The sequence below is a fragment of the Streptomyces sp. NPDC057486 genome, assembly GCF_042802415.1.
GTDB lineage: Bacteria > Actinomycetota > Actinomycetes > Streptomycetales > Streptomycetaceae > Streptomyces > Streptomyces yanii.
The window spans coordinates 24,019-36,403 of sequence record NZ_JBHVEE010000104.1; the positions used below are offsets into that span (position 1 = coordinate 24,019).

At 69.8% G+C, this 12,385-nt stretch carries 10 protein-coding genes and 1 pseudogene; 8 read left to right on the forward strand and 3 right to left on the reverse strand.

Annotation, left to right across the window (positions count from 1 at the left end; all coding sequences use genetic code 11):
- Positions 1-126 precede the first annotated feature (126 nt).
- Positions 127-3,300 carry a S8 family serine peptidase gene (locus ACFU6I_RS34730; RefSeq protein WP_384374140.1) on the forward strand — a complete coding sequence of 1,058 codons (3,174 nt, stop codon included), beginning with the start codon at positions 127-129 and terminating at the stop codon, positions 3,298-3,300.
- Between the two features lie 336 nt (positions 3,301-3,636).
- Here ACFU6I_RS34730 and ACFU6I_RS34735 read toward each other — a convergent pair whose 3' ends face one another.
- Together ACFU6I_RS34735 and ACFU6I_RS34740 are read right to left on the reverse strand one after the other, a co-directional pair.
- Positions 3,637-4,317, reverse strand: a complete 681-nt coding sequence (locus tag ACFU6I_RS34735) for a 4'-phosphopantetheinyl transferase (RefSeq protein WP_384374143.1) — start codon at positions 4,315-4,317, stop codon at positions 3,637-3,639.
- The gene (locus ACFU6I_RS34740; protein ID WP_384374145.1) at positions 4,314-5,156 is read right to left on the reverse strand and encodes a metallophosphoesterase family protein; all 843 of its coding nucleotides are present in this window, start codon (positions 5,154-5,156) and stop codon (positions 4,314-4,316) included. The genes ACFU6I_RS34735 and ACFU6I_RS34740 overlap by 4 nt, the downstream gene beginning before the upstream one ends.
- A 229-nt stretch (positions 5,157-5,385) precedes the next feature.
- Between ACFU6I_RS34740 and ACFU6I_RS34745 the strand changes: the two genes are divergently transcribed.
- From ACFU6I_RS34745 to ACFU6I_RS34755, 3 genes are read left to right on the forward strand one after another with little or no spacing between them, the layout of a single operon-like run.
- Positions 5,386-5,688 (forward strand): hypothetical protein, encoded by a 303-nt coding sequence (locus ACFU6I_RS34745; RefSeq protein ID WP_345509529.1) that lies wholly within the window; start codon positions 5,386-5,388, stop codon positions 5,686-5,688.
- A 13-nt stretch (positions 5,689-5,701) separates the two neighbouring features.
- Positions 5,702-6,979: an activator-dependent family glycosyltransferase gene (locus tag ACFU6I_RS34750; protein WP_384374148.1), complete on the forward strand. Its 1,278-nt coding sequence runs from the start codon at positions 5,702-5,704 to the stop codon at positions 6,977-6,979.
- Between the two features lie 46 nt (positions 6,980-7,025).
- On the forward strand, positions 7,026-8,345 hold the full coding sequence (locus ACFU6I_RS34755; protein ID WP_384374151.1) for an activator-dependent family glycosyltransferase: 1,320 nt from the start codon (positions 7,026-7,028) through the stop codon (positions 8,343-8,345).
- Here the strand turns inward: ACFU6I_RS34755 and ACFU6I_RS34760 are convergent.
- Positions 8,333-9,106, reverse strand: a complete 774-nt coding sequence (locus ACFU6I_RS34760) for a TetR/AcrR family transcriptional regulator (protein ID WP_384374154.1) — start codon at positions 9,104-9,106, stop codon at positions 8,333-8,335. The genes ACFU6I_RS34755 and ACFU6I_RS34760 overlap by 13 nt on opposite strands.
- Before the next feature lie 103 nt (positions 9,107-9,209).
- Between ACFU6I_RS34760 and ACFU6I_RS34765 the strand changes: the two genes are divergently transcribed.
- From ACFU6I_RS34765 to ACFU6I_RS34780, 4 genes and pseudogenes are all read left to right on the forward strand, one after another.
- On the forward strand, positions 9,210-10,172 hold the full coding sequence (locus tag ACFU6I_RS34765) for an ATP-binding cassette domain-containing protein (RefSeq protein WP_384374157.1): 963 nt from the start codon (positions 9,210-9,212) through the stop codon (positions 10,170-10,172).
- Between the two features lie 5 nt (positions 10,173-10,177).
- Entirely contained in the window at positions 10,178-10,981 is an 804-nt protein-coding gene (locus tag ACFU6I_RS34770) for an ABC transporter permease (protein ID WP_384374166.1), read from the forward strand.
- A 79-nt stretch (positions 10,982-11,060) separates the two neighbouring features.
- Positions 11,061-11,189, forward strand: a pseudogene (locus ACFU6I_RS34775) (carotenoid oxygenase family protein); the annotation flags it as partial.
- Positions 11,190-11,271: 82 nt separating this feature from the next.
- Positions 11,272-12,354 (forward strand): carotenoid oxygenase family protein, encoded by a 1,083-nt coding sequence (locus tag ACFU6I_RS34780; protein ID WP_384374160.1) that lies wholly within the window; start codon positions 11,272-11,274, stop codon positions 12,352-12,354.
- The last annotated feature ends 31 nt before the right edge of the window (positions 12,355-12,385 follow it).

The window sequence follows — 12,385 nt, forward strand, 5'->3', positions numbered from 1 at the left end:
GGCCGGGCACGCCTGGCCGTCGCAGCAGCGGTGAGTGGCCTCTGCGCCTCACTGTTCGTGCCGGCCGCACAGGCCACCGAGTCCACGACACTTGACGGCGCAGCACACTCGACCACCGTCACCCTCGTGACCGGTGACCGAATCACCGTGACCACGACCGCCGACGGCAAGAAGTCCTACGTGGCCGAACCCGCCGCGGGCTCTGCTCCGGGCACAATCCTGACCCGCACCGACATCGAAGGCGACACGTACTTCTACCCCAGTGACGTGATCGGCAAGGTCGGCGGCGTTCTGGACCCAAGGCTGTTCAATGTCACGGAGTTGGTGCGCGACGGCTACGACGACGCTCACCGAGGCTCGCTGCCCCTGATCGTCCAGCACTCCGGGGACACACGACCCGCCGCACTGGCCAAGGACGGACCGCTGCCGGCGAAGCGCACCTTCCACTCGATCCACGCAAGCACCGTGACACTCGACAAGGACGACACGGACACGGTCGGCGACGCACTCGACGGATCCGGCGCAGCCCTGAAGGGCGTGCGGCGCATCTGGCTCGACGGCCGGGTGAAGGCCGACGCTCTCGACCGGAACCTGACGCAGATAGGCGCCGACACCGCTTGGCAGTCGGGACGTACGGGCACCGGCGTGAAGGTCGCCGTCCTCGACACCGGAGTCGACGGGACACATCCGGACCTCGCGGGACGCGTCTTGGAGACCAAGGACTTCTCCGGGTCGGGCAACACCCTCGACAAGGTGGGCCACGGCACCCACGTCGCCGCGACCGTCGCGGGCAGCGGATCCGGGGCGCCCGGCCTGCGCAAGGGCGTCGCGCCCGACACGGGCCTGGTCGTCGGCAAGGTGCTCGGCGACGACGGCTCCGGCTCCGACTCCCAGGTGATCGCGGGAATGGAGTGGGCGGTCGCGCAAGGTGCGAGAGTTGTCAACATGTCGCTGGGCAGCGGCCCGAGCAACGGCAAGGACGCGGTGACGACCGCCCTCGAGTCGCTCACCACCTCGTCCAATACCCTGTTCGTGGTCTCGGCGGGCAACAACGGTCCTGGCATAGGAACGGTGTCGGCCCCCTCGATCGCGCCGCACGCCCTGTCCGTCGCCGCGGTCGACTTCGCGGGCGGCACCGCCTCGTTCTCCAGCCGCGGCCCAGCCGCCAACGGCACGGTGAAGCCGGAGATCGCCGCCCCCGGCGTGAACATCGTGGCGGCTCGCGCCACCGGCACGAACATCGGCACCGTTCAGCCGGACCCGAACTACACGGCCCTGTCCGGTACGTCGATGGCGGCGCCGCACGTCACGGGCGCAGCCGCTCTGCTGGCCCAGGAACACCCCGACTGGTCGCCGGACCGGCTCAAGCACACGCTGATGGGCACGGCGAAGCAGCCGTCCGCCACGCAGTCCATGTATGACGTGGGCAGCGGTGTGGTCGACGTCCCGGCCGCGCTCAAGCAGACCGTCGTCGCCGACACCGGCGCGGTCGATTTCGGCCGGCTCGACTCCTCGGACGGCACCGCGACACGCACGGTCAAGCTCACCAACACCGGTTCTGAATCCGTCCGGTTGGACCTCTCCGGCACATTGGCGACCGCGGGGTCCACCACACCCGAAGGCCTGCTGAAGCTGTCCGCCTCGACGCTGACCCTGGCGGCAGGTGCCTCCGAGGACGTCACGCTCGACGTCTCCGCGGGCGGCACACCGACCGGCACCTACAGCGGCGCCCTCACCGCAAAGCCGGCGGGCGGCGGTCAGGCGCTGCGCATCCCGCTGCTGCTCGACCGCGCGCAGAGCATCACGGTCAAGGTCCTGAACCGCGACGGCAATCCGACGCCCGCCCAGGTCTCCCTGCTCAACGCCGACAACGGCACCGGTGGCAGCGTCACGATCGGAAACGGCGGCAGCCTCGCGCTGCGCATCCCGGACGGCGATTACCTGGGCCTGGCCACCGTGTCGATGAAGGTGAACGGAACTCCCGCCGTCGCCGTGATCAGTGCCGATCTGCACGCGGGGGACAAGGAGATCGTCTTCGACGCCCGCACCGCCCACCGGTGGACCGCGTCGGTCTCGGGGCGCGACACCCGCACCGAGTTCATGACCGGCAACATCAAGCGCACCACCGCGAACGGCACCTACTCGGTGACACACAGCATGCTCGCGGGCGGTGCCTACGGTCCCTTCGGACGCGATGCTCTGTGGATCTCGCCCACCACCGGATCCCACCTCGGCAAGATCACGTTCAGTGAGCACTGGCGGCTCGCCGATGCCGGGAGCGACCAGTACAAGGGAGACAGCTCGGCCCTGTACGACCTCGCCTTCGGGCAGCGGCAGGTGCCGGACGACCCCGAGCACCGGCTCACCGCGGACGACGTCGACCGGCTCGCCAAGGTGCGCACCACGTACCGGGGACTCAACGAGGAGTACCGCTACCAGGAGGGGAGCACCGTCTATGCGCCGACCATGACGGGTCTGAACGTTTCCTCGCCCTCGTACCTGAGCGTCCCGCGCGCCCGCACGGAGTACATCACCGCGAAGGACACCACGTGGCTGCGCTTCGGCTACCGCAACCGTTCCGGCATCTCGATGCGTTATCCGCCGCGCCAGTTCACGTACGAGCCGGGCACGCACACCCAGCACACCTGGTACACGGGTCCGTTCGCGGCCGGCGTGGCCGGGCAGATCACCGGAACCACCCTCCAACTCAAGGTCGACGACTTTGTCGCGCCCGACGGCGCGGTGAGCGACTACGGGGACTTCGGCTCGCCGCAGAAGTGGACGTCGTCGACCCGGCTGACCCGGAACGGAACCGTGATCGCGGACCGGGGAACGGTCATCACCGCGACGCTGCCGGACACGGGCCGGGCCTCGTACCAGCTGCGCCGGACCTTCAGCGCGGGCGACGCCTTCCCGATGGGCGGTGAGGCGACTGCCACGTGGGGCTTCACCGCGGGTGGTGACGGCGAAGCGACCACGCCGGTACACCTGCTCAACGCCTCCGTGGACGCTCCGCTGGACAACCTCAACCGGGCCCGGGCCGACCGGCCCCTGTCGGTCGACGCCGCGGTCTCGGGCACTGTCGGTGGGCTGCGTCCGGTGCAGGCCTGGGTGACCTCGGACGGTGGCACGCACTGGACGAAGGTGTCCGCTCACCGTGCCTCCAACGGGCACTACCGCTTCACGGCGCCGCGATCCGCCCTCGTGTCCGGTGGATTCCTCGGCGTGCGGGTGAGCGCCGAGGACGAGGCGGGCAATACCGTCGACATGGTGCTGCCGCGCGCGATCCCCGTGGTGTGAGTGAGTTCGACCCGGCGGACTGCACGCCCGCCGGGTCGAACTCCGCGGTGCCCCATCGGCAGCCTCACCGCACAACTCTGCTACCGGGCTCGCAGTGGCCGGCTCGTCCGCACGGCACCGAACACCTACAAGCTCAGCCTCCCCGATGCCGCCATCGGGCCCTCAATTTCGTGGCACTGGTTGAGATACGGCATCTGACACACCGTCACTGGTCACGAGAGGCTGGTGGGGCACGGTGCCGTCAGGTTCACCGACTCGCCTGGACCGAGCAGGGCCGCGTGCCGGCCGGCCAGGCATGCGGCGGGGGGACCGGCGGCTTCGCCGCGTACGTGGGACTCACATTTCCTGCTGCCGAGCCGGGACGGTAATCGCGGTGAGGAGAACACCATGACGTGCCTGCCATGTGCCGTGGAAGTGGTCCAGACGCGTGCCGTCGACGACGGGGCCGGGGACGAGCAGCTTGGCGTGGAAGGTACCGGTGTCCGGGTGGATGGCGATCTCAGCCTGTTCGAAGTCGAGCCACCGACCGGTCAGCGGGTACCAGGTCTTGTACACGCTCTCCTTGGCGCTGAACAGCAGCCGTTCCCAGCAGATGTCCGCGCGCCGCAGAGCCAGGTCGGCGAGCCGGTCACGCTCCTGGGGCAGTGCGATCAGCGGCAGGATGCCGCGATCCGGCAGGACCTCGTTCGGCTCGGCGTCCAGGCCGACCGACGCCACCTCTGTACGGTCGGCCACGGCGGCGGCCCGGTAGCCACGACAGTGAGTCAGGCTGCCCACGACTCCCGTCGGCCACGACGGGGCGCCGTGCGGCCCCTTCAGAATCGGCACCGGGGGATGCCCGAGACGCACGAGTGCCGTGCGCGCGCACGCACGGACGGACGTGAACTCCCGGCGGCGCGCCTCCACCGCGTTCGCGACGAGCGCCTCCTCCCCGGGGAAAAGCTCCTGCTCCGGCGGATCGTGGAAGAGTTCGGCGTGTACGACGGCGGCCGGGAACAGCGCTGGGGCATCGATCACGGGTGCCCCGTACGGCTGGCGCCGTCCAGTACCACGGGCACGTGTCCTGGAGACCCCGGACGAGGCTTCCACTCTCGTGGGTAGCCCAGCGACACCTCCTGGAACGGTACCCCGTCGTGCCAGGTGGTGCGGGGGATGTGCAGGTGCCCGTAGACCACGGCGCGGGCCCGGAAGCGTCGGTGCCAGTCGGCGGTGTGCTCGGTGCCGCACCACAGGGCGAACTCCGGGTAGCGCAGTACCCGGGTGGGTTCGCGGATCAGCGGGTAGTGGTTGACGAGCACTGTGGGCAGGTCGGACGGGAGCGCCGCGAGACGTTCCTCCGTGGCCTTCAGCCGTGCCCGGCACCACTCGGCGCGTCCGAGGTAGGGATCGGGATGCAGGAGGAACTCGTCGGTGCACACGACGCCCGCGTCGTGTGCGACGGTCAGGGCCTGCTGTTCGGTGGAGGTTCCGTGAGGGCGGAACGTGTAGTCGTAGAGGAGGAACAGGGGAGCCACGGCGACCGGGCCGCCGGGGCCGTCCCAGACGGGGTACGGGTCCTCCGGAGTGAGAACGCCGAGTCGTCGGCACAGTTCGACCAGGTGGTTGTAGCGCTGGACGCCGCGGGCTTGGACAGGGTCCTCGGGCACGGTCCAGAGCTCGTGGTTGCCCGGTGCCCATACGACGGTGGAAAACCGGTCGCGCAGCAGGCTCAGGGTGTTCTCGATGTCCGTCGACAGCTCTCCGACGTCCCCGGCTATCAGTAGCCAGTCGCAGTCCGACTCCGGCCGGAGCCGCTCGACGAACTCGCGGTTCTCCGGATGCCGGACATGCAGATCGCTGATCGCGAGCAACGACATCCTGACCTGCCTCCCCGCGACATTGTGACCTCTGCCCGGACCCTATGCGGGCTGCCCGGGCGCGGAAACCCCTGACTCGCCGTGGGGTTCCCCGGCCGTGCAGGGAGTACCGGTGACCCGCCGCGCGGGGGCCGGTTAGGGGAAGCTAGGGGTTAATCCGTGCAATGCGCGCTCGTACGCTCTCGGACAGACCGCGATGCGATCTGGATCCGAGCGTAAGGAGAGTGCCGTGGACCCCCTTTCGCTGCTCGTGGGTGCCGGTATCGCCGTGACCGGCTTCCTGGCCGGCCGGTTCGGAGGGCGTCGGCGCACCGCGGAGCGGCCTGAGCTGCCGGAACCGGTCTGCACCTGCGGCCACGGGCTCGCCTACCACGACCAAGAGAGCCAGGCGTGTCACGGCCTGGTCAAGACCCCGGTGGAGTTCGACAAGGTGTACGGCGCAGTGGACTTCGAGATGAGGCAGTGCACCTGTCGCCGCTACGTCGGGCCGGTGGCGCTGGAGACGTTCTACGCCCCCGAGATCACCGACTGACCGCGGGCACTCCATGCGTGTACTCTTCACGGTCTTCGCGGCCAAGACACATCTGTACAACCTGGTGCCGATGGCCTGGGCCCTGCGCTCGGCCGGCCACCAGGTCTGCATCGCCAGCCAGCCGGACCTCATGGACGCCGTGCGCGGCAGCGGCCTGACCGGTCTGCCGGTAGGTGACGAGCTGCGGATGGGAGGCGGGTCCCGGGGACCGACCGCGCAGACCTTCCAGGGCGTGAGCGGCGACATGGTCTGGGCGGACCCGGAGGACCTGGGCTGGGAGAAGGCGCTCGGCGCGTTCACCGTCGGCTGCTCGGTGCAGTACGAGTACTTCGCGGGCGGCGCGATGCTGGACGAACTCGTCGAGTTTGCCCGGGACTGGCAGCCGGACCTGGTGATCTGGGACGCGCTGACGTTCGCCGGCGCGATCGCGGCCCGTGCCTGCGGGGCGGCCCACGCCCGGATGCTGTTCGGCCTGGACTACGTCTCGCGCACCTACCAACGCTACCGGGAACTGCTGCTCCGGCAGCCGCCCGAGCGGCGCGACGACCCGGTCTCGGACTGGCTGCGCGGCCGACTGGACCGCTACGGCCTGGACTTCGTGGAACCCGACGCCCTGGAGCTGATGACGGGGCAGTGGTCGATCGACCCGACGCCGCCGGGGATGCAGTTCCCGCTCGGTCTGCGGTACGTGCCGGTGCGCCAGGTCCCGTACAACGGGCCGGCCTCCGTGCCCGACTGGATCCACGAGCGGCGGACGCGCCCGCGGGTCGCCCTCTCCCTCGGCATGTCGGGCCGTGATCTGATGGGCGGCGACACGATCTCCGTGGAACAGCTGCTCGCCGGGCTGGCGGACTTCGACATCGAACTCGTGGCCACCCTGAGCGCGGTGCAGCTGGCCTCGGTGTCCGCGCTCCCCGACCATGTGCGCGCCGTGGAGTTCGTCCCGTTGAACGAGCTGCTCCCCACCTGCGCCGCCGTCATCCACCACGGAGGCTTCGGGACGGTCGTCAACGTCCTGACGCACGGGGTGCCGAACCTGACCGTCCCGGCCCCCTGGTGGGACGAGGCCGACCTCGGGCGGCACATCGCCGAACGCGGCGCGGGCCTCGTCGTCGCGCCGGAGGCGCTCGGTCCCGAGACCCTCAGGACCGGGCTGGCCCGGCTGCTGAACGAACCGTCCTTTGCCGAGGGTGCCGCACGGGTGCGCGACGAACTGCTCGCCGTGCCCAGCCCTCATGACCTCGTGCCGACCATCGAGGCGCTGACCGCCGAGCACCGGACCAGGCGATGAGCCGGGTCCGTCGTCGGCGTGCCGGTGCCGCCCAACGGAGACCCGGATGCGCGTCCTGTTCACCGTCTTCGCCGCCAAGCCCCACTTCTACAACCTGGTGCCGATGGCCTGGGCCCTGCGGGCCGCGGGGCACGAGGTGCGTGTCGCCAGCCAGCCGGACCTGATGGAGGCCGTCACCCGGACCGGCCTCACCGGGGTGCCGGTCGGTGACGAGCTGAACCTGTCGAACTCCTTTGCCACCGGGGGCTCCCGAGGCGCCGAGGGGAGCGGCGCGACGTGGCAGCGGCTGAGCGGGGTCACCGAAACCCGTGCGGAGAAGCTGACTTGGGACTACGTCCTCGGCACCTTCACCATCGGCTGTTCCATGGAGTACGAGCACATGGCCGACCGGACGATGCTGGACGACCTGGTCCACTTCGCCCGGAGCTGGCAGCCGGACCTGGTGGTCTGGGACGCCCTCACCCTGGTGGGGCCGATCGCGGCCCGGGCGTGCGGGGCGGCGCACGCGCGGATGCTGTTCGGCCTGGACTACGCCTCCCGGATGTGGGGCACCTACCGGAGGTTCCTGGCCGAGCAGCCGCCCGAGCGGCGTGACGACCCGGTGGCGGACTGGCTCACCGGCAGGCTGTCGCGTTACGGGCTGGCCCACGAGCCGGACCTGGCCACGGAGATGATGACCGGACAGTGGACCATCGACCCGACCCCGTCGTGGATGCAGCTTCCCCTGGAGGTGCCCCGGACGCCGGTGCGGTACGTGCCGTTCAACGGTCCCACTGCGGTGCCGGACTGGGTGCTCGAGAAGCCCTCCCGGCCGCGGGTCTGCCTGTCGCTCGGCATGTCGGGGCGCGAGCTGCTGGGTGGGGACAAGGTCTCGGTTGCCGGGGGTGCGTCGACCGAGGTGTCCTTCCACGAACTGCTCGTCACCCTGGCCGGACTCGACATCGAACTCGTCGCGACCCTGAGCGCGGACCAGCTTGCCGCGCTCCCAGCCCTGCCGGACAACGTACGCACCGTGGAGTTCGTGCCGCTCAACGAGTTGCTTCCCAGCTGCGCGGCGATCATCCACCACGGCGGGTTCGGCACCGTGGGCAACGTCCTCGCCCACGGGGTGCCGAACCTGACCATTCCCGCGCCGTGGTGGGACGAGGCCGATCTGGGGAGGTGCATCGCGGCGCGCGGGGCAGGGCTGTTCCTCGACCCGGAGGAGGTGACACCAGAGGCGCTGCGGGACGGTCTGCGGCGGCTGCTGGAGGAGCCCTCCTTCCTCACCGGGGCCCGGCAAGTCCGGGAGGAGCTGCTGGCTACGCCGAGTCCCGCTGAGGTCGTGCGGGAGGTGGAGGAGCTGACTCGGCGTCACCGGCCTTGACGCGTGCGTTCCTCCAGGTAGTCCTCGACGCCGTCGAGCAGTCGGCGCAGTGCGAAGGTGAAACCGTGCGTGTCGCTGCCGGAAGCGTCGCCGGCCTGGAAGGCGCCCGTCGCGACGATGGCCGAGAGCGTCGGGAAGCGCTCGGGGTCCAGCAGGCGCTCCAGGGTCTGGGCGTACTCCGAGTTCATGTCCTGCTGGTCGACCCCGCTGGCCGCGGCGGCGTGCGCGACGTCCGAGGTGAGCCGGGCCAGGCCGGCGACGGCCCCGTTGAGGAAGAGGCTGATGGAGAGCATCTCGTTGTGGGTCAGACCGGTGTCGCGCAGCGAATGCAGCGAAGCCTCGAGCCAGGCGAGCTGGTTGGGGCCGACGGGCGGTCCGCTCACCTGGACCTGGAGCATCCAGGGGTGCTGCTGGTAGCGCTCCCACAGGGCCGACATCCACATCTCGATGCGCTCGCGCCAGTTCGCCGCCCCCGACAGGTCGGGAGGCGAGCTCGCGGCGGCGTCCATCATCACGTCGATCAGCTGGCTCTTGCCCGGGAAGTAGCGGTAGAGCGACATGGTCGTGAAGTCGAGCATGCCGGCGACGCGCTGCATCGACAGGGCCTCCAGCCCCTCGGCGTCGGCGAGCTCTATCGCGGCTCCCACGATCCGCTCTGTGCTGAGACCGGGCCGGGCGTTCCGCTGCGGCTTGTTCCGGTCCCCCCACAAGAGATCGATGCTGCTGCGTGATTTTCCGTTGGAATCGCGTGTGGTCGCCATTGCTCCCCCTGTCTGGGTGACGTCTCAGTCGGTGTGTGTGTATGCTATAAACACGCAGTGTGCGACGTAATCAGTTGTTGTCCGGCGAGGCTTGGAGGCGCACGTGGGCAACGGTTATGCCATTGAGATCGAAGAGCTTCGTAAAGATTTCGGGGATGTGAAGGTACTCAATGGTATCGATCTCAGGGTGGAACGCGGCAGCATGGTCGCGCTCCTCGGTCCGAACGGCGCGGGCAAGACCACGCTGCTAAAGATCCTGGCCACGCTGACCGGTGCCAGTTCCGGGTCCGCGAGCGTGAACGGCTACGACGTGACCAGGCAGGCGGACGGAGTGCGCCGGTCCATCGGCCTCGTCAACCAGTTCATGGCGTTGGACTACGTGCACACGGGCCGGGAGAACCTGGTCATGCTGGGGCGGCTCCAGCGCCTCGGCATGGCCGCGGCCCGGAATCGCGCCGCCGAACTGCTGGAGCAGTTCGACTTGGTGGAGGCCGCCGACCGGCCGGTCACCACGTACTCGGGCGGCATGCGGCGCCGGCTCGACCTGGCCATCAGTCTGATCACCGCTCCGCCGGTGCTGTTCCTGGACGAGCCGACCGTCGGCCTGGACCCGCGCAGCCGCATCGGCATGTGGGACGCCATCAAGGGCCTGTTGGCGAGCGGGTCCACCATCTTCCTCACCACGCAGTACCTGGAGGAGGCGGACCAGCTCGCGGATCGGGTGGCGGTCCTCGACCAGGGCCGGATCATCGCCCAGGGCACCGCGCAGGAGCTCAAGGACCGGGTCGGCAGCGAGCGCATGGAAGTCGCGTTCCCGACCGCCGGGGACTTCTCGGCCGCGCGCAGCTCCGTCGGCGAGGAGAGAGTCGGCTGGAATATCGATGAGATGAAGGCCAGCATCGCGGTGGACGATGTCGCATATCTGGTCGGAAAACTCGGTGAAATCGAACGGAGTGGAGCCCGAATAGGCTCTCTCGCGCTCATTAAGCCGTCGCTCGACGACGTATTCATGCAACTCACGCAGAAGACCGAGGGTCGCGAATCGGAAAGGGCGGGACAGAAGTGACCGTCATGTCTCAGGGCGCGGCCCGCGTCCCCCAGGCCGGAGGGTCGAAGATCTACTGGGCGATCAACGACGCCCGGGTCCTGACCGGACGCTACGTCAACCACATCCTGCGCCAGCCCGACGAGATCGTCACCTCGGTGATGATCCCCACCGTCATGCTGCTGCTGTTCCGCTACATGCTGGGCGGGGCGGTCGACGTGGGGTCGACCACGTACGTGAACTTCCTGATGCCGGGCGTCCTCACCATCGGGGTCACTCTTATCGCGGTGTCCACCACGACCGGGGTCTTCCTGGACATGCAGGAGGGCTTCGTCGACCGGTTCCGGTCCATGTCGGTGCTGTCCGTCGCGGTCATCATCGGTCATGTCGTGGCAGGAGCGCTCCGCGCCGTCATCGGCCTCACGGTGCTGGTCGGCGTCGGGTTCCTGGTCGGGTTCCGGCCGTCGGCCAACCTGTTCCAGTGGCTGGGCGCCGTGCTGGTCCTGCTGCTGTTCGCCTTCGCCGTCGCCTGGGTCTCCGCCCTGCTGGGACAGGTCGCCAAGAGCACCGCCGGCGCCAGCGGCCTGGCCCTCATCATCACGTTCATGCCCTACGCGAGCAACCTGTTCGCGCCGACCGAGACGATCGCCCCGGGCCTCCGCGCCTTCGTGGAGCACCAGCCGGTCACCGCGGTCATCGACACGCTGCGCGCGCTGTTCCTCGACCAGCCGCTGGGGAACTCTCTGTGGCTCGCGCTGCTGTGGTGGGGCGGCATCACCCTCGTGGCCATCCCGCTCTCCGCCCGGCTCTTCCGTCGGCGCTTCTCCTGAGGCACGGAGAGGAGACGCTGTGCACCCTGACCCCGCCCTCACCCCGGTGACGGAGGAGATCACCGCCTTCGACCTCCCTGTGACCGGGCGGCTGCCCGCCGAACTCGACGGGAGGTACCTGCGGATCGGACCGAACGCCCTGGGGCTGGAGGACGCCGCCGCACACCACTGGATGCGGAGCGAGGGGATGGTGCACGGCGTCAGGCTGCGCGACGGCCGTGCCGAGTGGTACCGCAACCGCTGGGTCCGCTCGGACGAGGTCCGCAGACGGCTGGGAGAGCCGGAACTCGGTGTCAGGCCCAACAGCGGGCGCCGACTTCTCCTGCAACACGCACGTGATCGGGCACGGCGGTCGCACCCTCACCCTCACCGAGGGCGGTGCGGCCCCGCAGGAACTCTCCTACGAGCTGGACAGCATCGGACCGTGCTCGCTCGGCGCGACCCGGCCGGGTTTCACGATCCCCGCACACACCAAGCGCGATCCGCGCACCGGAGAACTGCACAGCATCTCGTACGTGGCGGGTTTCGACTTCGTACGGCACACCGTGCTGGACGCGGCCGGCGAAGTGACGCACGTCCAGGACATCGAGATGGGCGGCAGTGTGATGATGCACGACTTCGCGCTGACCGAGCGCCACGTCGTCGTCTACGACTCGCCGGTCACCTTCCGCCCCGAGGCCCTGCAGGCGGGCGCCGGTGTTCCCTTCGCCTGGGACGACCGGCGGCCCGCCCGGGTCGGCCTGCTGCCGCGGACCGGCGGGGACGTCCGGTGGACGGAGGTGGGCCCGTGCTTCGCCTCCCACACATTGAACGCCTACGACGACGGGCCGTACGTCGTCGTCGAACTGGTCACCCTCCCGGAGCGATTCGACTTCGGGACGCTGACCGCCGACCGCTACGGGGTCCTGGACCGCTGGACCATCGATCCGGTGGCCGGCACGGTGCGCGAGGAGCGGATCGACGACCGCCCCCAGGAGTTCCCCCGGGTGAGCGAGTCCTTCGTCTCCCGGCGCCACCGCTACGGATACGCGGCCGCCACCGCGGCCATGTACCGGGCCTACGTGCCGCTCGACGGGCCGCTGCCCGACGCGGCGTTCGACAACGCGCTGATCAAGCACGACCTTCTGCGCGGCTCCTGCGAGATCCACCGGTTCGCGCCGGACGCCGCCGTGGGGGAGGCCGTGTTCGTGCCGTCCGAGTCCCCCGCGGCGGAGGACGACGGGTACGTCCTGGCGTACGCGCACGACCCGGTCCGCGGCGCCGCCGACCTGGTGGTGCTGTCCGCTCAGGACTTCACCGCCGAGCCGCTCGCGCGCGTCCACCTGCCGCGCAGGGTCCCCCTCGGGCTGCACGGCAACTGGCTGCCGGGCTGAGCGGTCCGTCCCGGCGGCGGTCCCCCTGCGC